Source organism: Rhodococcoides kyotonense (genome assembly GCF_900188125.1).
In the GTDB taxonomy this organism is placed as follows: Bacteria; Actinomycetota; Actinomycetes; order Mycobacteriales; family Mycobacteriaceae; genus Rhodococcoides; species Rhodococcoides kyotonense.
In genome coordinates this window covers 304,960-325,249 of record NZ_FZOW01000001.1, presented here as the reverse complement: position 1 = coordinate 325,249, position 20,290 = coordinate 304,960, and the positions used below count along the sequence as shown (strand labels likewise).

Below are 20,290 nucleotides of genomic sequence, written 5' to 3'. Positions count from 1 at the left end.
GCTCAGATGGTGGCTTTCGCGGCAGCATGTGATCGGTCGCCGAGGTCGCGGAGGAACGTCCACGCGTCGGAGACGATCACGTCGAGGTCGGTGAATCGAGGGGTCCACCCGAGGTCCGCGATGGCACGCTCGCTCGATGCGATCAACACGGCCGGATCGCCTGCGCGTCGCGGAGCCTGCTCGACGGGGATGTCGAGCCCGGTGACCCTCTTGCATGCCTCGATGACTTCGTTCACGGAGAATCCGGTTCCGCTGCCCAGATTGTAGATCCGGTGCGATCCGGGCGCCGACGATTCCAGGGCGAGGATGTGTGCCTCGGCCAGGTCGGCGACATGGATGTAGTCGCGCACGGCAGTGCCGTCGGGAGTCGGCCAGTCGTTGCCGAACACGGAGATCTTGGCGCGCTGGCCGAGCGCGGTCTGCAACACGAGAGGAATGAGATGTGTCTCGACGACGCGATTCTCGCCGAATCCCGCGTACGCCCCGGCGACGTTGAAGTACCGCAGAGATGTCGCGGCGAGTCCGTAGGCGTTGGCGTAGGACGTGATCGCATGGTCGATCGCGAGTTTCGTGGCACCGTACGGGTTGGTGGGCGCCGTCGGCATGGCTTCGGTGATCGGGGTCTGTTCGGGTTCGCCGTAGGTTGCGGCGGTCGAGCTGAACACGAGGCGGGGAGTTCCCGATTCGCGCATGGCGTCCAGCAGCGCCAACGTCGTGACGACATTGCCGGACCAGTACTTGTCGGGCGTGACCACCGATTCACCGACGAGAGACTGTGCCGCGAAGTGCAACACACCGTCGAAACCGGCGCCGGTGAGGATCGACGACGCGACGTCCTTGATATCCGCCTCGACGAACGTGCACTGGGGCGGAACGGCGTCGCGATTGCCGGTGATGAGACTGTCCACGACGACGACGTCGTGTCCTCGTTCGGCCAACACTGCGGCGCACACACTGCCTACGTAGCCGGCGCCGCCGGTCACCAAAAGTTTCACTGTCCGCTCCTCGTCGGGCCGACGGCCGGTCGGTGAGGACAGGCCGTCGGAGTCCGACGAGAGTCTTCCTAAACCTGCTTCACCTGAACCGCGTGGGCCATTTCTTCGGAAATGTCGATGCCTTCGTGGCCGGGGACGGTGATCGTGACCGTTCCAGCCTTCGCCTCGACTGTAACCCGTGCATCAGGAACCACGCCTGCATCACGCAACTGCGAGATGACTTCGGGATCCGACTGCACGTGCTCGGCAAGCCTGCGCACCACGACGGCCGTGGACTGGCCGTGCGGTAGATCCGTCAATCGGATCAGGTCCTCGTGCTGTGCCACGGGCTGGCCCAGCCCCAGCTCTTCCAGGCCGGGGATCGGATTGCCGTACGGCGACGTGGTGGGATTGTTCAGCACGGTGACGAGACGGCGTTCGACTTCCTCGCTCATCACGTGTTCCCAACGGCACGCCTCGGCGTGCACGTCTTCCCACCGAAGTCCGATGACGTCGACCAGAAGTCGCTCCGCCAGACGATGCTTGCGCATCACCGACACGGCGAGACTGCGGCCCTTCTCCGTCAGCTCGAGATGGCGATCGCCCGCAACCGAGAGCAGCCCGTCGCGTTCCATACGCGCAACTGTCTGGCTGACGGTAGGACCGCTCTGTTCGAGGCGCTCGGCGATGCGTGCACGCAGCGGCACGACGCCTTCTTCTTCCAAATCGTAGATCGTCCGGAGGTACATCTCCGTGGTGTCGACCAGATCCTTCACACTCAACCCCTTCGTCCTGGCCGATTCTACCGTCGCCTGGCCTGAATTGGCGTCGTAGGTCGACGGGTCCGCGTGCCTCGACCGAGTACCGGTCGGTAACCCCGTGCCGATGCGGGTCGTTGCTCGCACTGCGTCACGCCGACAAGTAGCGTTGCCGTCATGGCAGACCCGGCGGCCGGACCGCCCCCTTTCCACGCGGCGGTCGCCGACGACATCGTCGTCTGGAGTTCCGACTACCTGTCGTATCGGTGGAGTGACGACCACCCGATGAACCCGACGCGACTCGACCTGACGATGGCGCTTGCACGTGGAATCGGTGTGCTCGACGGCGTCGAACTCGTCGAACCGACGGCCGCGAGTGACACGGAACTGTTGCGCATCCACACGCCCGCGTACATCGAGGCAGTCAAACGTGCACCCGACAAAGGGCTGTCGATCCTGCACCCCGATTCGGTGGAGCACGGTCTTGGTTCCGACGACAATCCCGTGTTCCGGCAGATGCACGAAGCCAGCGCGATGCTGACCGGCGGCACTCTGGCAGCCGCGCGTGAGGTCGCGGCGGGCAGAGCACGACGAGCGGTGAGCATCGGCGGAGGAATGCATCACGCGATGCCGGATTGGGCGTCGGGATTCTGCGTCTACAACGACGCGGCGATCGCGATTTCGTGGCTGCTGGACAACGGTTTCGATCGCATCGCCTATGTCGACGTCGATGCCCATCACGGCGATGGTGTGCAACATGCTTTCCTCGGCGACCCGCGAGTGTTGACCGTGTCGCTGCACCAGCACCCGGCCACACTGTGGCCCAACACGGGGTGGTCCACGGAGGTCGGATCGGGCGCTGCCGAAGGCATGTCGATCAATGTGCCGCTCCTGCCCGGTACGGGAGACAGGTTGTGGCTGCGCGCATTCCACGCCGTCGTGCCTGGTGCCATCGCCGCGTTCAAGCCGCAGATCATCGTCAGCCAGTGCGGCGTCGACAGCCATCGCGAGGATCCGCTGGCGGACCTGGCGCTCACGGTGGACGGACAGAACGCGGCGTTCCTGGCGATGCGCGATCTCGCCGACGAGCATTCCGAAGGACGCTGGATCGCTGTCGGTGGTGGTGGGTACGGGTTGGTTCGCGTCGTGCCTCGCGCGTGGACCCATCTGATCGCCGCGGCACTGGGTCGCCCCGTCGACCCGATGCTCGCTCTGCCGGACTCATGGCGTGAACAGGTCAGGTCCTTGGCTCCGAGCATCGACCTGCCTCAGGTGATGGGGGACGGGGGCGACGTCGACTATCCCGCATGGGACGGCCCCGGTGGTGCGGCCGCGGGCGGGACCGATGCACCCGATCGTGCTCTCGAGCGCGTCGACTCCGCCATTCTCGCAACCCGCCGCGCGGCGTTCCCGCTGCTCGGCCTCGACCCGGAAGATCCACGTGACTGAACCCACGGCGAAAGACCGCGAACGACTGAAGGCCGAGACGTCGTTCCCGAAACATTGGGTCGCCGACGTCCTGGCATCGGATGGTGGCGTCGTGCACCTTCGCCCGATCGTGCCGTCCGACGCCGACGCGCTGGTCGCGTTTCACAGCCGGCTGTCCGAACGCACCCGATACCTGCGGTATTTCGGGCCGTACCCCACGATGCCGCAGCGCGACGTCCTCAACTTCACGACGGTCGATCATCGGTCGAGGGTGGCGTTCGTGGCCATCCTCGGCGACGACATCATCGCCGTCGGTCGATACGAGCGACTTCCGGAGGGTGACGGCAACTCTGCGGAGGTGGCGTTCGTCGTCGCCGACGCGCACCAGGGTCGAGGGTTGGGGCCGATTCTGCTCGAACATCTGGGCGGAGCGGCGGCCGAGAACGGCGTCGAGAAGTTCGTCGCCGAGGTGCTCGCCGAGAACCGAAACATGGTCACCGTGTTCCGCGAGGCCGGCTATCAGGTCAGCCGGAGCTTCGAAGGCGGTGTTCTACGACTGGAATTCGCGATCGACCCCAGCGAAGCCCTTCTGTCGGTGCGCAATTCGCGCGAACGTGCTGCCGAGGCGCGCAGTGTGCGAAACATGTTGAGCCCCAGCTCCGTTGCCGTGATCGGCGCGTCGACCGACAGTTCCAAAGTCGGCAACGCGGTACTGGCGAATCTGCTCGCGGCCGGGTTCACGGGACCGGTGTATCCCGTCAACGCCGACCACCGGTCGGTGCGGGGCGTCCGGGCGTATCCGACGGTTCACGACATCCCCGATTCGGTGGACCTGGCAATCGCTGCGGTCCCAGCCGAGGCTATCGACGAGGTCCTCGACGACTGTCTCGACAAAGGCGTCAAGGCGCTCGTCGTCGTGTCGTCAGGGTTCGGTGAGACCGGTGTCGCAGGTCAGGAGAAGGAACGAAGTCTGGTCCGTGCTGCGCGAGCTCATGGGATGCGACTGATCGGCCCCAATGCGCTCGGCGTCGCCAATACCGACCTCGACTTCGCGCTCAACGGGACATTGGCACCGCACCTTCCGATGCCGGGGCGCGTCGGATTCTTCTGTCAGTCGGGAGCGTTGGGTATCGCGATTCTCGATCAGGCGGCCAAGCGGAGCCTGGGGTTGTCGACCTTCGTGTCGGCGGGAAACAGGGCCGACGTGTCGGGCAACGATCTCCTGCAGTACTGGGATTCCGATCCGGCCACCGACGTCGTTCTGCTGTACCTCGAAAGTTTCGGTAACCCACGCAAGTTCACGCGTATCGCCCGACGCGTCGCGCGCACCAAACCGATCGTCGCCGTCAAGAGTGGGCGTGGTGCGGTTCCTCCTGCACTTGCCACCGGTCCCGACATCGACGACACCATCGTCAAGGCGTTGTTCGAACAAGCGGGTGTCATCCAGGTCGACACCATTGCGCAGTTGTTCGACTGCGCAGTGTTGTTCGGGTACCAGCCGTTGCCGACCGGCCCCCGTGTCGCGGTCGTCGGAAACTCGACTGCGCTCGGTGTGCTCGCGGTCGACGCAGCGCGCGCCGAGGGCCTGCACGCAGGCGCTGCCATCGACGTCGGACCACAAGCCGGTCCCGAGGAATTCGCACGTGCGGTGGCCGACGCGCTGGCCGCCGACGACGTGGATTCGGTCATCGTCGTGTTCGTTCCTCCTGTGGCGGTGACGGTGGAACCGTTCGCCGAGGCGCTCGGAGCGGCCGTGCGCGGAGCCGACAAGCCGGTCCTGACGACGTTCCTCGCGACGGAAGGCATTCCGGACGTCCTTGCCGTCCGCGGTGACGAGGGCCATCCAATTCGCGGGTCCGTACCGTCGTATTCGAGCCCTGAACGTGCCGTCACGGCGCTGGGGAAGGCGTGGCGCTACGCCGCGTGGAGAAGCAGGCCTGCATCCTCACCCGTCCGCCCCAACGGCATCGACACCGAGCGTGCGACGGCCCTCGTTCGTGGCTTGGCCGGGCAGAATCGGTGGCTGTCCGATTTCGAAGCCGCCGAACTGCTGTCGTGCTACGGCATCGACGTCGTCGAGTTCCGAGCGGTGACGGACGAGAACGAAGCGGTGGAGGCTGCCGAGGATCTGGGTTATCCGGTCGCGATGAAGGCGACGGGGGAGCAGTGGCGCCACCGACCTGACCTCGGGGGAGTTCGCCTCGATCTGACCAGTGGGGACGCTGTCCGAGCCGCGTATCGCGTTCTTGCCGCCGATTCCGGCGAACCGCTGCTGCACGTACAGAAGATGGCAGCCAAGGGGATCGGCTGCGTCGTTCGTGTTCAGGACGACCCGTCCTTCGGGTCGCTGATCTCGTTCGGCTTGGCCGGCGTGATCTCGGATCTCTTGGGCGATCGTGCCTACCGAGTACTGCCGTTGACCGAGGACGAGTCGGTTCAACTGATCGACGCGCCGAAAGCAGCACCTCTGTTGTCCGGCTACCGCAACGCGGTTCCGGTGAACAAGAGTGCCTTGGTGGACCTGGTCCAGCGGGTGTCTGCCATGGCCGACGACATTCCGGAGATCAGGGAGTTGGCGTGCGAGCCCGTTCTCGCGTCGGCGAACGGTGCTCAGATCACCGATGCGCGGCTACGTCTCGGTCCCGAACCGACCCGAAACGATCTAGGTCCGCGACGACTGCGGTAGCGGATTTCCGAGAGGAGGCCGGGCCGACTTTCCCAAGAGGGGGAGAGAAAGCCGGACCGGCCACCGCCTCGCGGTGGAGCGCGCGGGAATCCTCACCGCGGCGCCACCTGCTCGTGTGCCCGTGAGGGCAATCAGCTGGCGTAGGACCGAAGCTTCTCGGCGCGATCACCCTGACGAAGCTTGACCATCACTTCACGCTCGATCTGACGCACACGCTCGCGCGACAGGCCGAACAGCTTGCCGATCTGGTCGAGAGTGCGGGGTTGACCGTCGTCCAGGCCGTAGCGCAGGCGGATGACCTGCTGCTCACGCTCGTCCAGCGTCGCGAGCACGGTACGCACGTCGCTGTGCAGGAGCCCGGCGATGACCGCGTTCTCGGCCGACGTGGCCTCGGAGTCCTCGATGAAGTCGCCCAGAGGCGCCTCTTCGTCGCTACCGACCGGCATGTCCAAGCTGACCGGATCGCGGCTGTGGTCGAGGAGATCGGCGATCTTCTCGACCGCGATGCCCGACTCGTTCGACAGTTCCTCGTCGGTTGCCTCGCGGCCCAACTGCTGGTGCAGCTCACGCTTGATGCGGGCGAGCTTGTTCACCTGCTCGACGAGGTGGACGGGCAGACGGATCGTGCGGCTCTGATCTGCCATTCCGCGTGTGATGGCCTGACGGATCCACCAGGTGGCATACGTCGAGAACTTGAAGCCCTTGGCGTAGTCGAACTTCTCCATCGCACGGATCAGCCCGAGGTTGCCCTCCTGGATCAGGTCCAGCAACGGCATTCCACGACCGGTGTAGCGCTTGGCCAACGACACGACGAGACGGAGGTTCGCCTCGAGGAGGTGACTGCGCGCGGCGCTTCCGTCGCGGACGATGATCGCGAGATTGCGCTTCTTCGCCGCCGTGAGGCGCTTGGAATTCTCCAGAACGTTCTTGGCGTACAACCCAGCTTCGATTCGCTTGGCCAGATCCACTTCCTCGTCCGCGGTCAACAGCGCAGTGCGGCCGATGCCGTTCAAGTAGACGCGAACAAGGTCGGCTGCCGGGCTCTGAGCGTCGAGATCGGCATCGGTGGGACGTGGGCGGGTCGTGGTGCTGGGGCTTGTCATGACTTGCCTCCTGATCGGTGGTGTCTCATAGGGATCAACGTCCGGGCGAGCTCGAAAAGTTCCCACCGCACCACCACGTGATACCCGCTTGACCAGGCCCTATCCCTCGCACGTCCTGAGAAGTTGCTGAGAAGGCACCGGAGGGGAACTCAGGCGGGAACCACCCCGGACGGCACCACGAGGCCGTGCCTGACGAGCGCCACGGTCAGTTCGAGCGCTGCCTCCGACAACGCATCCTCGTCCAACCCATGAGCTGCGGCGAGGAGCGTGACGAGTTCGTTCAACGGCAGACCACCCGCGCGCATTCCGGCGAGCAACATGGCGCCGACGTCGTCGATCTCGTGCTGCCAGTTCGGCCCGTTGCCTCGGTGCACACGAATCACCTCGGTCCGCCACCCGTCGTCGCCCGGAAGCGACACATGCTCCAGTGCCGTCGCAGGATCGAGTTCGAAGACGGATTCGGCGACGTCGTTCTCGCGCAACCACGTCAACCGGTCGAAGTAGGCGATCGCCTCGTTGCCCAGCGGATCGTCGAACGCATGTCGAAGATCCTCGGCGAGCACGTCGGTCGGCAGGTCGGTCGCGCGCAGGTACACGAACCCGAACCCGATGCCCGAGACATCCGCGGCGGCGAAGTGATCGAGCCACGATTGCGCGAGTGCAGCGTTGGCCGGGTCTTTCGGATCCAGACCACCGTCGCGCATCCATGTGCCGACGTACAGGGCAGGATCCGCAACGTCTCGTTGCAGGATCCATGCGTCGACGCCGTGATCGGGCAGCCACGACGCCACCCGCGCGCGCCAGTCCTCGCCGTCGACGTGCAGCCACGACGCGAGAATTGCTGCCGTCCCTCCGGGTTTCAGATACTTCGGTGCCTCGCCGATCATCAGCTGCGACGCGCCGTCGAGGTCGATGCCCGAGTCCCGGTAGCTGTGCTCGACGGTGCCGAGTCCCACGACGAACGGCGGATTGGCGACGATGCGATCGAACGTGCGTCCGGCGACGGGTTCGAACCAGGAACCGGAGATCAGCTCGAGCGACAGGTCGTTCAACGCTGCGGTCACGGCGGCCAGCTGCATCGAGCGCTCGCTGATGTCGGTGCCGGTGACCGAATCGGCGTACCCCGCGGCGTGCACCGCCTGAACGCCGCACCCGGTGCCGACGTCGAGGACGTCGCGTACGTGTGTCGTCGGTGTTCCGCGCAGCAGCGACAACGACGCCTGTCCGACGCCCAGCACGTGATCGGGCGCCGTCGGTGCGGGTCGCATGCTGCCGTCGAGATCGGAGACGATCCAGCGCGTGCCGTCGCCTGCGTCGAGCGGCCTGACGTCCAGCAGGGCTCGGACCGTTCCCTCGACGACGCGATCCAGCAGACCTGCCTCGACGGCGGCGTCGACGGTCAGCGGCGCGAGCGCTCGCGCGGCGTCGTTCTCGTCGATGTCGTCGACGAGGAGGAACAGTCGGATGAGGACGCCGAGATCACCCTTGGTGTGGCTGGCCAGCCGAATCGGTACGGGCTCGCTGCGGCCGAGTGCCGCATGCGCAGCGTCACCGAGCGCCTCGAGCAGGGAATCGGCGTCGTATCGGGTGCGTTCGAACGCGGTACGCAGAGCCGGGCAGATCGAGAGCAGCGTTGTAGTCACGAGCCCAGTCTTTCAGCTGGGCCGTGTGGCAGCCGAGGTGCTCCGGACTCAGTCGTCGCTCTGGTCGATGACACGGTGTGCGCGGGCTTCGACCTCGCGTCGATCGCCGCGACGGCCGTCGAATCTGCTGACTTCGTCCTTGGTGCGGGGTGGGCGGTCGTTGGCGATGAGGACTGCCATCCACGGCAAGGGAATCGATACTCCGACGATCGCCATCGCGATCCACGGGTTCGCCCAGATGCCGTACGAGATGGCAGCGAGCACCAGCGCGGGAATGCGGAACGACATGATGAACATGTACTTGCGCACTCGCGCCCGGTGTTGCTCCTCGACCGAACTCTCGGCCTCGGTGATCAATACGGGGTTACGGGCCGAGCCGCTCTCGGCCGAGCCGGAAAACCCCGGTGTTCTCGTCATGTCTCCACTGTTGCACTCGCGCCGCCGAATTGCACTTGTCGCATCCGTTCGATTCGGACGGCGCCGTGCGGAATAATCGAATCATGAGCACTCAGACCAAGGAACGTCCCGACATTGCGCCCGACGAGACCACCGACGACGACCGGCCGAAATTCTTCCACTACGTCAAGAAGAACAAGATCGCCGAAAGCGCTGTGATGGGCACGCACGTCGTCGCCCTGTGCGGAGAAGTGTTTCCGGTCACCAAGTCCGCGAAGCCGGGTTCGCCGGTGTGCCCGGACTGCAAGAAGATCTACGAGGGGTTGAAGAAGGGCGACTGACCTCGTCGACCCTGGTTCTCCTTGGGTGCCTCGCGAACGTCGGTCGGTGAGCCGTCCGTCTCGGCGCGCGGGTCGGGCTGTTCGGGGGCGCCCTGTTCGGGGCCTTCCGACAGAGGCACCGACGGATTCTTGCCGACTATCCGGATCGGACCCGTCGCGAGGCGTCGGGCGACGACGGTCACGGGATGCGACTCCTCGAACGCAGCTTGCGCTGCGAGCCATTCCTTCATCTGGTCGATGCGCGTCGCACGGGCAGGCCAGAACTCCTGAATCGTCGCGTTGAACTCGGCGCCGAGCACCACCGCGAATCCGAGGAAGAACGTGAACAGCAGAAACGCGATCGGGGTGGCCAAGGCGCCGTACGTGTAGCCCGTGCTGGTGATGTACGTCAGATAGATCCGCAGCACCGCGCTGGCGATCATGAAGAAGACGCCCGCGAGAAGTGCACCGCCGAGCAAGCGATGCCACGGCAACGACTTGTGCAGCGCAACCTTGTACAGCGTCGTCAGTCCTGCGATGAGCAGAAGCCCGACCGCGGGATAGTAGAAGAAGTCGATCAGTTCGCTGCCGATCTCGAACCACGAGTCCGGCAGAATCCTCTGCACGAACGTCGGTCCGAGCGCGACCAGGGGCAGCACGAACACCGCGACGACGAGGAAGCCGACGTAGAGCAGCAGCGCGAAGATGCGCTGCCAGATCGGATTTCGAGCATCCTGTTGGCCGTGGGCCTCGACGATGGAATCCACGAACGTCGAGATCGCCGACGACCCAGCCCACAACGAGAGCAGGAATCCCGCCGAGACGATCTCGCCGCGGCCTTGCTGCAGGATGTCCTGGACCGTCGGCTCGATGATGCCGTCGACGACGGAGTCGCTGAACACACTGCTGCTGAACGTGATGATCTTCGATTCGATGATGTCGATCGTGTTCGGTCCGAACCATCCGGCCACGAATCCGAGACTGCCGAGAACACCCAGCAGCAACGGGGGGAGCGACAGCGTCTGCCAGAACGCGGCCGTCGCTGCCTTGCTGAAGATCGAGTCGTCCCACGCCTTGCTCGCTGTGCGCAGAGCCACAGTCCAGACGAGATGGAACGGGCGTCGCTTGGACAGCCTCTCGTCGTGGACTCTCTCGCCTGCAGATTCGCTCATGGTCCCTCCAGCATTCCTGACGACGCGCCCGAATGCCCATCCCGCCCCGCCCGTGTCGCTCGGCGAGTCGCCGAATCCTGCTCGCTGCGATTCGGATTCGGTCGGTGGGGAGCGATAGGCTCCACCGCGGACATTGCAGGGCTACCGCTTCTCATTCCAATTGCAAACGAGGACTTCGATCGATGCCAGGAACCGGGGGCCAGTGAGCGCGGACATGACCGATACAACAGATCAGACAACCGCCGGCACAGGGACGTCACCAGGGGGCACGCCGCTACGTGCGTGGCAGAGGCGTGCGCTGACCAAGTACTTGGTCGCGGCACCCAAGGATTTTCTCGCCGTGGCGACGCCGGGCGCCGGTAAGACCACGTTCGCGTTGCGCGTCGCATCGGAACTGCTGGCGCATCGCACGGTCGACCAGATCACCGTCGTGGCCCCGACCGAACACCTCAAGCATCAGTGGGCGGAATCCGCGGCCAGGTCGGGGATCGCGCTCGACTCCAAATTCTCCAATTCGACAGGCCAGACGTCGAGCGACTATCACGGCGTCGTCGTCACGTATGCGCAGATCGCGTCGCACCCGTTCCGGCATCGCGTCCGCACCGAGGCGAGGAAGACTCTGGTCATCCTCGACGAGATCCACCACGGCGGTGACGCGAAGAGTTGGGGCGAGGGAATCCGGGAAGCCTTCTCCGACGCGACCCGCCGTCTCGCGCTCACCGGTACGCCGTTCCGCAGCGACGACAGCGCGATCCCGTTCGTGACGTACGAGCCGGACAGCGACGGGCTGATGCGCTCGCGCGCAGACCATTCCTACGGGTACTCGGATGCGCTGGCGGACGGCGTCGTTCGTCCCGTCGTGTTCCTTGCCTACTCCGGCGAAGCGCGGTGGCGAGACAGTGCGGGGGAGGAGTACACCGCACGCCTCGGTGAGCCACTCAACGCGGAACAGACCGCGCGGGCATGGCGCACTGCGCTCGACCCGCAGGGCGACTGGATGCCCGCAGTCCTGTTGGCCGCCAACACTCGCCTGGGACAGCTCCGCAGCGGCGGAATGCCCGACGCCGGGGGCCTGGTCATCGCGACCGACCAGACGGTCGCGCGTGCCTACGCGAAGTTGATCGAAGTGATCACCGGCGAAACTCCGACCATCGTGCTGTCCGACGACCCGACGTCGTCTGCACGGATCGCGGAGTTCGCGAAGGGCACCCAGAAATGGATGGTCGCGGTGCGCATGGTGTCGGAGGGCGTCGACGTCCCGCGCCTGGCGGTCGGCGTCTACGCGACCAGTGCGTCGACCCCTCTGTACTTCGCCCAGGCGATCGGTCGTTTCGTGCGGTCGCGGCGGCCGGGAGAGACGGCGAGCGTCTTCCTCCCGTCGGTGCCGGTGCTGCTCGACCTCGCCAGCCAGCTGGAGGCTCAGCGGGACCACATCCTCGGAAAGCCGCACCGCGAGAAGGACGGCCTCGACGACGAACTGCTCGCCGACGCCAACAAGCAGAAGGACGAACCGGGCGACGAGGAGAAGGCGTACACCTCTCTCGGTGCCGACGCCGAACTCGATCAGGTCATCTACGACGGATCCTCGTTCGGAACGGCGACGTTCTCCGGTAGCGACGAGGAAGCAGACTATCTAGGGCTGCCAGGGCTACTGGATGCGAAGCAGATGCGAGACCTGCTGCGGCAGCGTCAGCAGGAGCAGATGAACAAGCCGAGCACGGTGGAGCCGACGGTGCCTGCGCCTGCGGCGGTCACGGAACGAGTGTCCACGGCGGGCCAGCTTGCCGGTCTGCGGCGTGAACTCAACAGTTTGGTCGCGGTGTACCACCACCGCACGGGAAAGCCGCACGGAGTCATTCACGGCGATCTACGACGCATCTGTGGTGGGCCGCCCACCGCCATGGCGACGGCCGATCAGCTCGGTGAACGCATCGCGCAATTGCGCAAGATGTAGTGAGGTACGGATACGAAGAACGGGTGGCTCCAGTTGGAGCCACCCGTTCTTGGTGTTTCTACCGAGGCGAGCCGGTTACACCGCAGAGTCCGATTCGGTCATCACCGTTGCGTTCATCTCACGCAGCCGGTCTTCGTGCTCCTTGGCGTGGTGGTTGCAGAACAGGAGTTCTCCACCGGTCGAGAGCACAACACGTGCACGAGCCCCTGCACCGCACCGGTCGCACCGGTCGGCTGCTGTCAATTGTGGGCTGGTCAATGTTCCGGGCATGACTCCTCCGTACTGGCTTTCGGTATGACCCGATTGCCTGGGGCCGGTCCGCCGCGTCGGTATGGCGCGGTTTGTTCACTCTGTCAGACGTTTGGGCGTCATGCGTTGTTCCCGAGGGCGTTTCTTTGTGTTGTCACTAACACGAAACATGTCTTGCTGCTGCTGGCGAGCCGTGCGGTGTCGCTTTCGTGTTCGCTCACAGCTGAGTGGCCACGACGTCGTGCCGTCCTCGTAGGATCGGTCAGTGACGAATTCATCAGGTGTTCTGCTGCACATGTGCAGCGCAGAGGAATGGGTGTCCGCGCAGGCGTCCGGGTTTCGTCGCCCGGCCGACTACGACGAGACGGGGTTCATCCACCTGTCGACACCGGAACAGGTTCACCTACCGGCCGGTCGGCTGTTCGCCGGACGCCGGGACATCGTCCTGCTCGTACTCGACCCGGAACTACTCGCATCGCCGGTTCGGTGGGAACCCGGTGTCGCCGACGACCCGGAGTCGATGCTGTTCCCGCATCTGTACGGTCCGCTTCCGTCCGCAGCCGTGACCGCTGTGCAGGGGTACCTGCCGGACAGCGACGGTTCGTTCGCCCCGCCTGCTCTGTGACAGACGAAAACCGCCGTCCGGTGAATCCGGGACGGCAGTTTTCGTGTACGAACTTCTGTCAGTCGAGGTAGTCGCGCAGAACCTGCGAACGCGACGGGTGGCGAAGCTTCGACATGGTCTTCGACTCGATCTGACGGATGCGCTCGCGCGTGACTCCGTAGACCTGGCCGATCTCGTCGAGCGTGCGCGGCTGGCCGTCGGTGAGACCGAAACGCAGTCGAACGACGCCGGCCTCGCGCTCGGAGAGCGTTTCCAACACCGACTGCAGCTGATCCTGCAGCAGCGTGAACGACACCGCGTCGACAGCGACGACGGCCTCGGAATCCTCGATGAAGTCGCCGAGCTGGCTGTCGCCCTCGTCGCCGATGGTCTGGTCCAACGAAATCGGCTCACGCGCGTACTGCTGGATCTCCAGCACCTTCTCCGGCGTGATGTCCATTTCCTTGGCGAGCTCCTCCGGAGTGGGCTCGCGGCCCAGATCCTGGAGCAGCTCACGCTGGATACGGCCGAGCTTGTTGATGACCTCGACCATGTGCACCGGAATACGGATGGTGCGTGCCTGGTCGGCCATGGCGCGGGTGATCGCCTGACGGATCCACCACGTGGCGTACGTGGAGAACTTGTAACCCTTGGTGTAGTCGAACTTCTCGACCGCGCGAATCAGGCCGAGGTTGCCTTCCTGGATGAGGTCCAGGAACGCCATGCCGCGCCCGGTGTACCGCTTGGCGAGAGAGACGACCAAGCGAAGGTTGGCTTCGAGAAGGTGGTTCTTCGCGCGGTTGCCGTCGCGGCAGATCCACGTGTAGTCGCGTCGGGCGGCAACGGGAAGCTTCTCGCCCTTCTCGGCGAACTCGCGCATCTTCTCGGTGGCGAACAGGCCTGCTTCGATGCGCTTGGCGAGTTCGACCTCCTCCTCGGCGTTGAGGAGAGCGACCTTGCCGATCTGCTTCAGGTACGCACGAACCGAGTCGGCCGACGCGGTGAGCTCTGCATCCTTACGGGCCTGACGAAGAGCCTCGGACTCCTCCTCGTCCCAGACGAAGTCGCCCGACGCCTTGTCCTCCGCGGTGGGCTCGGACGTGCCGTCCTCTTCGCTGTCGTCGTCCGTCGCCACGACCTCGACGACGTCGTTGGCGGCAGCTGCGATGTCGCCCTCGGAGATATCGATGTCGTCGATACCCGGGGAGTCCTCGTCGCCATCGGTGCCGGAAGCATCCGCAGCCTTCTTGGCAGTGGCCTTCTTCGCCGGAGCCTTCTTGGCTGCCGCGCGCTTGGCGGGAGCCTTCTTGGCTGCGGCCTTCTTCGCCGGTGCGGCCTTGGTCGCCGGTGGGACGGCTCCGTTCGGTGCCTCCGCAGCAGGTGCAGGGCTCGCAGACTCTGTTGCTGAATCCACGGTCTGACGGATATCGGTGGCTGCCACGTACGCCCTTTCGTGACGGTGTCGTGCGGCGTCACGCCAGAGTTGTTTCCGGCGGAGAGGTCTTGTCGATTGTGCCGGCGTGCAGACCGGCATCAACCATTGTAACGACCCGTGAAGAGTTTGTTACCGAGCGTGGCCTCCTGCGGCGGCTGTGTCGGCCGCGAGAGCTGCGCCGACGATGCCGGCAGTGTTCAACAAAGTGGCCGCCACCACGGGTGTTCTGTTCGTCAGATGCGGGATCCACTTCTCGCTCTTGCGACTGATTCCGCCGCCGGCGATGAACAGATCCGGCCACAGGAGTGCCTCGAACGTCTCGAGGACTTTCGACACCTCCTTGGCCCATTCCTTGTACGAGAGTTCTTTTCTCTCCTTGACCGACGACGCAGCGCGATGCTCGGCTTCCTTGCCGTGGACCTCGAGATGGCCCAGCTCGGTGTTGGGGAGAAGCACGCCGTCGTGCAACACGGCGGAGCCTATTCCGGTGCCGAACGTGAGCAGTACGACCACGCCGCTCTTGTCCTTGCCGCCGCCGTAGCGGTCCTCGGCCACACCTGCGGCGTCGGCGTCGTTGAGAACGGTGATCAGGTCGTTGCCGATCGTTCGTGCGAAGAGCGCCTTCGCGTCGGTGTCGATCCAGCCCTTGTCGATGTTCGCTGCCGAACGCGCCACACCGGCCGTGACGACGGCGGGAAGCGTCACTCCGACGGGGCCCGTCCAATCGAAGTACTTCACGATTTCGGCGACCACCTCGGCGACGGCTTCCGGCGTCGAGGGTTGGGGTGTCTCGATTTTGTACCGGTCGCCGACGAGCTCACCTGTGACGAGGTCGACGACGCCCCCTTTGATGCCGCTGCCGCCGACGTCAACACCGAATCCGTGTCGCTGCGTGTCGCCTGCGGAATGCGATCCCGAACCTGCCTGTGTCATGTGGCGCATGCTCCTGGTGTCGTGGGAATCGAGAGATGCCGTGTAATGCCATTGACGAGAATAGTGGGCCGAGGACGGATTCGGAGTTCGGTTGCGTCCGCGTCTCGTGCACGGGTGGTGCCCGCGGCGTCTCGTGTGATGCGATAGGTGTGTGTCCAACCCAGCTACCTCACCCCGACTCCCGACGAAATACGATGCGGCCCTGTTGTCGTCGCTGATGGACGTGGCGGTGGAAGTGGCGCAGGCCGCAGCCGCTCACGTGCGCGTACGACGTCCCGAGGTCTTCGGCCCCGACGCCGATCCGACGCCGGGGCACGAGGTGTCCGTGCAGACCAAGAGCACGCCGACCGACCCGGTCACGATCGTCGACACCGAAACCGAGCAGGTTCTGCGTGGATTGCTGGCCGAGCGGCGCGGCGACGACGCCATCCTCGGCGAGGAAGGTGGCGGCCGCACCGACTCCGTCGCGGGCATCCGATGGGTACTGGACCCGATCGACGGGACCGTCAATTTCCTGTACGGGCTTCCCGCATACGCGATTTCGGTCGCCGCGCAGATCGACGGCGTCAGCGTCGTCGGGGTCGTCGTCGACGTCGCCCGAGACATCGTCTACAGCGCAGCGCGAGGGTCGGGTGCACACGCGACGGCACCCGACGGCACGGTCACGACCTTGACCTGCAATCCGATCACCGACGTCTCACTTGCGTTGGTGGCCACCGGGTTCGGGTACTCGGCCGGTCGCCGGACCGTGCAGGGACGCCTGATCGGTGAGTTGCTACCGCGTGTCAGGGATATCCGACGCGTCGGCTCGGCGGCATTGGATCTGTGCATGGTTGCGTCGGGTGCGGTCGACGCGCACTTCGAACACGGGCTCAGTCCGTGGGACTGGGCAGCAGGCTCGTTGATCGCGGAGGAGGCGGGCGCGGTTGTTCGTGTGCCGTCGCCGAGTTCGTCGAGTGCAGACGGTGCCGTCACGGTCGCGGCTGCGCGAGGAATCGACGCGGACTTCACCGCGATGCTGGACGAAATCGGCGCGCTCGCACCGATTCCGTCCGACTGACGACCACGGTCGTCAGCAGCTCGCCTGGCGGGCAGCGTCGAGCAGATCGATGTCGAGTGGTGCGGCGGGAGTTCCGGGAGTGACTCCCGCCAAGGACTGCAGAACCGACTCGGCGTCCGAATTCGGCTGCAGATCCTTGAAATACGTTCCGAGAGCCAGATCCACGGTGTCGTCCTGGCGGCTGTCCTGGATGAGTTCGGCGCACGGTGCCACGAGCCACACGGCGCTCGCAGCTGCCGTTCCGCCGGCGCCGAAGCGAATCTGGCCCTGGCACTGCATGTTCTGGTCGGTGTAGACCGGATCGTTGCCGACCTGTACGTCCGGCGCGCTCGCGAAGCCGTAGTCGCTCAACTCCGCGGCGACGGTGGCGGCCTGCCCCGATTCGCCGTTCGCGTTGAACACGCGTACGCGGGTCGCGGACAGCGCCGCGGGCTCCGAGTCGAGAAGCGTCGAGCGGTCCACGCGTTCACCGAGTTCCGCGGGCACGGTGCCGTCCGCGGCCGGTGTCGTGGACGGCGCGTTGCATTCGACCGTCGCCGTCACGGTCTCGCCTCCGGTGAAGACTCGGATCCACGTGAAGACGCCGAGCAATGCGAGAACGAGGAGAACGATGAGGATGGGGAGGCCGCGCCTACGACGGAACGGGCGTCCGCGATCGTCGACCGAACTACCTTCGGTGATCAGAGAAACCACGGTGTGGATACGCCTTTCCGTCGTGCGGTTCGGTTACGGCGATGCGAACGTGTCCCATCGCGCCCGCTCACTCTAGTTCCCTGGTGAAAGTCCGGCTGCGTCTGTCGGCGTGGCGCCGCGAATGTCGGGGTTCGGCTACGCGGGAATGGCACGGGCCGTGTCGTTGTTCTTGCCCCTGCACGACCGATTTCGACGTTTTCGGCGGTTCGGTTTCGTCAAACGACGTAGCTTCGGCTATTGTCTGGCGGCCCCGGTGGTTTCAGAACAGAGACGAATCGGTGGAAAGCGGGATCGCCTCTGAGGGCCGAAGTGTGTTTCGGGCCGAGATCTATCGGGCATTACCCGGTGGTTTCGGGCACCTTACGAGGTTCTCGTGCGTTCAACACGAACAAGGACGGTGGGAGCAACGCAAAACGCCTCCTCACAGCCGGCGACCGAGCTTGGACGTCGACAGCAGCACCACCGGAGATCACGAAAGAAGACGAGGGGTTAGAGGAACAATGGCAACCGACTACGACGCACCGAGAAGAACAGAATCCGACGATGTCTCCGAGGACTCACTCGAAGAACTGAAGGCACGTCGCAACGAGGCGCAGTCCGCGGTAGTCGACGTGGACGAGTCGGACACAGCGGAATCGTTCGAACTTCCGGGTGCAGACCTGTCCGGAGAAGAACTGTCCGTCCGTGTCGTCCCGAAGCAGGCCGACGAGTTCACGTGCTCGAGCTGCTTCCTGGTTCATCACAGGAGCAGGCTTGCAAGCGATGCGAACGGCGTGCTCGTCTGCCGTGACTGTGCCGCTTAGACGAACGGCTGCTCGATACAGCAGCTGCTCGCGATAGCGGCTGCGCGACCGATCCACACGGATCGGCCGACGTGCTGGAAAGCCGAGATCGCCTACTGGCGATCTCCGGGGGTGGGCTTGGCCAGTGCAGCAACCAGATCGTCAGGTCTCTTGGAACTGACCAGCCAGTAGGGGGTGGGGTCGTCGGGATCATCGAGAACTATCAAGACCATCGGTTTGACCCAAGTGCGGTGCTGAACGAAGGCAAGGGGATCCAGCTGCCTTCCCAGTGCCGCACTTTTTGCTGTTCCGGGCACGGCGGCCACGCGATCGACCACGTCGAGCGGTAGGTGCGCACGCCCGACACGCAGTTCCCGATTGCCCTGAGAGTCCTCGATCACCTCGACCCGCATGCGGCTCAGCCAGTACAGCGCCCACAGCGGGAACGGAAGCAGCAGGACGTAGGGGAGCCAGGCACGTAAACCAGGGGCGCCCATGTGCACTTCGGCGGCCAGCAACGCCGCAACGGCCAGGCCTGCGGGCCACCACCACAGCGGCACCCACAACTTCTCCGAATACACGACGGCCGGCGCGTCCGTCGCGTCGGAAGAATCGGCGGAGTGTTCGAGATCGGGGCGTGAGTCCTGTGGCACGCACTCCAGACTACGTGCCAGTCGCGAAGGTGCTGCGTGCCGTGCTGGGAGTCACCGACCGCGGCGCGTAGTCTCGGACCACGTGAGCGACGATGCAAGACGTGACGACGTTCCGGTGATGTCCGATTCACCGGCCATTCCACTGAGGCGCCTCGACGACGGTCTGCCGTTGCCGACGCGAGCCCACGAGGGCGACGCGGGTGTCGACCTGCACATCACTGCCGACGCGAGTATCGCTCCCGGTGAGCGGCTGGTCGTAGGCACCGGAATCGCCGTCGCACTGCCGCTCGGCACTGTCGGGCTCGTCCATCCGCGGTCCGGACTCGCGGCGCGGTCCGGGCTCTCGATCGTGAACGCGCCAGGAACGATCGATGCCGGCTACCGCGGTGAGATCAAGGTCTGCCTCGTCAATCTGGATCCGCGCGAGACCATCCACCTGGTTCGCGGTGACCGAATTGCGCAGCTGCTGGTGCAGCGCGTCGAACTCTGCTCCTTCGTCGAGGTGGATTCTCTCGACGACACCACGCGCGGTTCCGGTGGCTATGGATCGAGCGGAGGCCACGCGAGCCTGACCGACTCGGCCGCCGCCGGATCGACGCGCACTCTGACTCGAGAGGAAGACTGATCATGTTCGGACGGCGCAAGAAGGATGCGGCTGCCGACGCGGCGCCCGTGAACGACGCTGTCGACGACTCCGCCACTGAGTCGATCGGCGACGAGGCGGACGAGGTGACGAACCTCGATCCGGCGCTCGGTCCATTCGACCTGACCGAGGTCGACGACAGCCGAGAGACGCTCGTGGAGACTCGCCTCGACCTGGGTTCGGTCCTCGTTCCGTTGCCCGAGGGCGGGCAACTGCAGGTCGAGATGAACAGAGCAGGCGCGCCTCAGGCCGTCCACGTCGTGACGCAGCACGGGCGCATCACCGTCGCCGCCTACGCCGCCCCGAAGTCGCCGGGCCAGTGGCGCGAGGTCGCAGCGGACCTGGCTGCGTCGCTGCGGGCGGACAAGTCCGAGGTCAGCGTCGAGACCGGCCCGTGGGGTCGCGAGCTGCGCGCCGTCACCGCGAATGCCGACCTCAGATTCATCGGAATCGACGGGTACCGCTGGATGGTCCGCTGTGTGCTGGCGGGCCCGTCGGGCGCAGTCGGACTCGATTCGCAGCTCGTCTCGATCGCGCGAAACGTGTTGTCGCAGACGATCGTCGATCGCGGCACCGAACCGCACCCGGTGCGCACACCCCTTCCCGTCGTCCTGCCTGCGGCACTGACCGCGCAGCTCGCCGCGGCCCAGCAACAGCAGGCGCAACAGGCTGCACAGCAGACGGCCGCTCCGCAAGCAGGGCAGCCTGCGCAACCCGCCGCAGCTCAGCCTGCAGCTCCGGTTGCCCCGACCGAAGGGCCGCGCCGCGGCACATCGGGTTCGGCGATGCAGCAACTCGGCTGAC

At 65.3% G+C, this 20,290-nt stretch carries 20 protein-coding genes; 9 read left to right on the top strand and 11 right to left on the bottom strand.

Translation table 11 applies throughout. The annotated features are described in order from the left end of the window. Positions 1-2: 2 nt before the first annotated feature. Both galE and CHB96_RS01450 read right to left on the bottom strand, forming a co-directional pair. A complete protein-coding gene (galE, locus tag CHB96_RS01455) occupies positions 3-995 on the bottom strand; it encodes a UDP-glucose 4-epimerase GalE (protein WP_089242774.1) in 993 nt (330 codons plus the stop codon). Positions 996-1,063: 68 nt separating this feature from the next. Further along, positions 1,064-1,750 carry an iron-dependent transcriptional repressor DtxR gene (locus CHB96_RS01450; RefSeq protein ID WP_089242773.1) on the bottom strand — a complete coding sequence of 229 codons (687 nt, stop codon included), beginning with the start codon at positions 1,748-1,750 and terminating at the stop codon, positions 1,064-1,066. Between the two features lie 159 nt (positions 1,751-1,909). Here CHB96_RS01450 and CHB96_RS01445 point away from each other — a divergent pair, with 159 nt between their 5' ends. Further along, positions 1,910-3,181 (top strand): acetoin utilization protein AcuC, encoded by a 1,272-nt coding sequence (locus CHB96_RS01445; RefSeq protein WP_089242772.1) that lies wholly within the window; start codon positions 1,910-1,912, stop codon positions 3,179-3,181. Further along, positions 3,174-5,846 (top strand): bifunctional acetate--CoA ligase family protein/GNAT family N-acetyltransferase, encoded by a 2,673-nt coding sequence (locus CHB96_RS01440; RefSeq protein WP_089242771.1) that lies wholly within the window; start codon positions 3,174-3,176, stop codon positions 5,844-5,846. Before CHB96_RS01445 ends, CHB96_RS01440 begins: the two co-directional genes overlap by 8 nt. A gap of 131 nt (positions 5,847-5,977) precedes the next feature. Here the strand turns inward: CHB96_RS01440 and CHB96_RS01435 are convergent, their stop codons facing one another. The 3 genes from CHB96_RS01435 to CHB96_RS01425 all read right to left on the bottom strand — a co-directional run bounded on the left by CHB96_RS01435 (position 5,978) and on the right by CHB96_RS01425 (position 9,009). After that, positions 5,978-6,949, bottom strand: coding sequence for a sigma-70 family RNA polymerase sigma factor (locus tag CHB96_RS01435; RefSeq protein WP_089242770.1), 972 nt, complete (start codon positions 6,947-6,949; stop codon positions 5,978-5,980). A gap of 149 nt (positions 6,950-7,098) precedes the next feature. Beyond that, the gene (locus CHB96_RS01430) at positions 7,099-8,592 is read right to left on the bottom strand and encodes a N5-glutamine methyltransferase family protein (RefSeq protein WP_089242769.1); all 1,494 of its coding nucleotides are present in this window, start codon (positions 8,590-8,592) and stop codon (positions 7,099-7,101) included. 48 nt (positions 8,593-8,640) lie between these two features. Beyond that, positions 8,641-9,009 (bottom strand): DUF3099 domain-containing protein, encoded by a 369-nt coding sequence (locus tag CHB96_RS01425; RefSeq protein ID WP_089242768.1) that lies wholly within the window; start codon positions 9,007-9,009, stop codon positions 8,641-8,643. Positions 9,010-9,092: 83 nt separating this feature from the next. On the opposite strand from CHB96_RS01425, the gene CHB96_RS01420 reads away from it, so the two are divergent. Then, positions 9,093-9,329 (top strand): DUF3039 domain-containing protein, encoded by a 237-nt coding sequence (locus tag CHB96_RS01420; protein ID WP_089242767.1) that lies wholly within the window; start codon positions 9,093-9,095, stop codon positions 9,327-9,329. Here CHB96_RS01420 and CHB96_RS01415 read toward each other — a convergent pair. Continuing rightward, positions 9,302-10,480: a YihY/virulence factor BrkB family protein gene (locus tag CHB96_RS01415; RefSeq protein WP_089242766.1), complete on the bottom strand. Its 1,179-nt coding sequence runs from the start codon at positions 10,478-10,480 to the stop codon at positions 9,302-9,304. The two genes, CHB96_RS01420 and CHB96_RS01415, sit on opposite strands and share 28 nt — an antisense overlap. Before the next feature lie 214 nt (positions 10,481-10,694). Between CHB96_RS01415 and CHB96_RS01410 the strand changes: the two genes are divergently transcribed. After that, positions 10,695-12,434: a DEAD/DEAH box helicase gene (locus tag CHB96_RS01410; protein WP_089243049.1), complete on the top strand. Its 1,740-nt coding sequence runs from the start codon at positions 10,695-10,697 to the stop codon at positions 12,432-12,434. 75 nt (positions 12,435-12,509) lie between these two features. On the opposite strand, the gene CHB96_RS01405 is transcribed toward CHB96_RS01410, so the two are convergent. Next, complete coding sequence (locus CHB96_RS01405) at positions 12,510-12,704, bottom strand: DUF7455 domain-containing protein (protein ID WP_089242765.1); 195 nt, start codon at positions 12,702-12,704, stop codon at positions 12,510-12,512. Positions 12,705-12,978: 274 nt separating this feature from the next. Between CHB96_RS01405 and CHB96_RS01400 the strand changes: the two genes are divergently transcribed. After that, a complete protein-coding gene (locus CHB96_RS01400) occupies positions 12,979-13,308 on the top strand; it encodes a DUF952 domain-containing protein (RefSeq protein WP_089243048.1) in 330 nt (109 codons plus the stop codon). A gap of 58 nt (positions 13,309-13,366) precedes the next feature. On the opposite strand, the gene CHB96_RS01395 is transcribed toward CHB96_RS01400, so the two are convergent. Beyond that, a complete protein-coding gene (locus CHB96_RS01395; RefSeq protein WP_245865126.1) occupies positions 13,367-14,728 on the bottom strand; it encodes an RNA polymerase sigma factor in 1,362 nt (453 codons plus the stop codon). A gap of 123 nt (positions 14,729-14,851) precedes the next feature. Beyond that, complete coding sequence (gene ppgK, locus CHB96_RS01390) at positions 14,852-15,655, bottom strand: polyphosphate--glucose phosphotransferase (RefSeq protein ID WP_176444062.1); 804 nt, start codon at positions 15,653-15,655, stop codon at positions 14,852-14,854. 217 nt (positions 15,656-15,872) lie between these two features. On the opposite strand from ppgK, the gene CHB96_RS01385 reads away from it, so the two are divergent. Further along, complete coding sequence (locus tag CHB96_RS01385) at positions 15,873-16,715, top strand: inositol monophosphatase family protein (RefSeq protein WP_089242762.1); 843 nt, start codon at positions 15,873-15,875, stop codon at positions 16,713-16,715. 12 nt (positions 16,716-16,727) lie between these two features. Here CHB96_RS01385 and cei read toward each other — a convergent pair whose 3' ends face one another. Further along, on the bottom strand, positions 16,728-17,408 hold the full coding sequence (gene cei / locus CHB96_RS01380) for an envelope integrity protein Cei (RefSeq protein ID WP_089242761.1): 681 nt from the start codon (positions 17,406-17,408) through the stop codon (positions 16,728-16,730). 500 nt (positions 17,409-17,908) lie between these two features. On the opposite strand from cei, the gene CHB96_RS01375 reads away from it, so the two are divergent. Continuing rightward, positions 17,909-18,211, top strand: a complete 303-nt coding sequence (locus CHB96_RS01375) for a DUF4193 domain-containing protein (RefSeq protein WP_019664051.1) — start codon at positions 17,909-17,911, stop codon at positions 18,209-18,211. 92 nt (positions 18,212-18,303) lie between these two features. Here CHB96_RS01375 and CHB96_RS01370 read toward each other — a convergent pair whose 3' ends face one another. Next, positions 18,304-18,843, bottom strand: coding sequence for a DUF3093 domain-containing protein (locus tag CHB96_RS01370; protein ID WP_089242760.1), 540 nt, complete (start codon positions 18,841-18,843; stop codon positions 18,304-18,306). Between the two features lie 118 nt (positions 18,844-18,961). Here CHB96_RS01370 and dut point away from each other — a divergent pair, with 118 nt between their 5' ends. After that, positions 18,962-19,468, top strand: a complete 507-nt coding sequence (gene dut, locus CHB96_RS01365; protein ID WP_089243047.1) for a dUTP diphosphatase — start codon at positions 18,962-18,964, stop codon at positions 19,466-19,468. A 2-nt stretch (positions 19,469-19,470) separates the two neighbouring features. Next, on the top strand, positions 19,471-20,289 hold the full coding sequence (locus CHB96_RS01360; RefSeq protein WP_089242759.1) for a DUF3710 domain-containing protein: 819 nt from the start codon (positions 19,471-19,473) through the stop codon (positions 20,287-20,289). The last annotated feature ends 1 nt before the right edge of the window (position 20,290 follow it).

Coding starts and splice junctions, on each gene's coding strand:
- CHB96_RS01445 (WP_089242772.1), top strand. CDS start 1,910: ATGGCAGACCCGGCGGCCGGACCGCCCCCTTTCCACGCGGCGGTCGCC.
- CHB96_RS01435 (WP_089242770.1), bottom strand. CDS start 6,949: ATGACAAGCCCCAGCACCACGACCCGCCCACGTCCCACCGATGCCGAT.
- CHB96_RS01425 (WP_089242768.1), bottom strand. CDS start 9,009: ATGACGAGAACACCGGGGTTTTCCGGCTCGGCCGAGAGCGGCTCGGCC.
- CHB96_RS01420 (WP_089242767.1), top strand. CDS start 9,093: ATGAGCACTCAGACCAAGGAACGTCCCGACATTGCGCCCGACGAGACC.
- CHB96_RS01415 (WP_089242766.1), bottom strand. CDS start 10,480: ATGAGCGAATCTGCAGGCGAGAGAGTCCACGACGAGAGGCTGTCCAAG.
- CHB96_RS01410 (WP_089243049.1), top strand. CDS start 10,695: ATGACCGATACAACAGATCAGACAACCGCCGGCACAGGGACGTCACCA.
- CHB96_RS01405 (WP_089242765.1), bottom strand. CDS start 12,704: ATGCCCGGAACATTGACCAGCCCACAATTGACAGCAGCCGACCGGTGC.
- CHB96_RS01400 (WP_089243048.1), top strand. CDS start 12,979: ATGTGCAGCGCAGAGGAATGGGTGTCCGCGCAGGCGTCCGGGTTTCGT.
- ppgK (WP_176444062.1), bottom strand. CDS start 15,655: ATGACACAGGCAGGTTCGGGATCGCATTCCGCAGGCGACACGCAGCGA.
- CHB96_RS01385 (WP_089242762.1), top strand. CDS start 15,873: ATGGACGTGGCGGTGGAAGTGGCGCAGGCCGCAGCCGCTCACGTGCGC.
- CHB96_RS01375 (WP_019664051.1), top strand. CDS start 17,909: ATGGCAACCGACTACGACGCACCGAGAAGAACAGAATCCGACGATGTC.
- dut (WP_089243047.1), top strand. CDS start 18,962: ATGTCCGATTCACCGGCCATTCCACTGAGGCGCCTCGACGACGGTCTG.
- CHB96_RS01360 (WP_089242759.1), top strand. CDS start 19,471: ATGTTCGGACGGCGCAAGAAGGATGCGGCTGCCGACGCGGCGCCCGTG.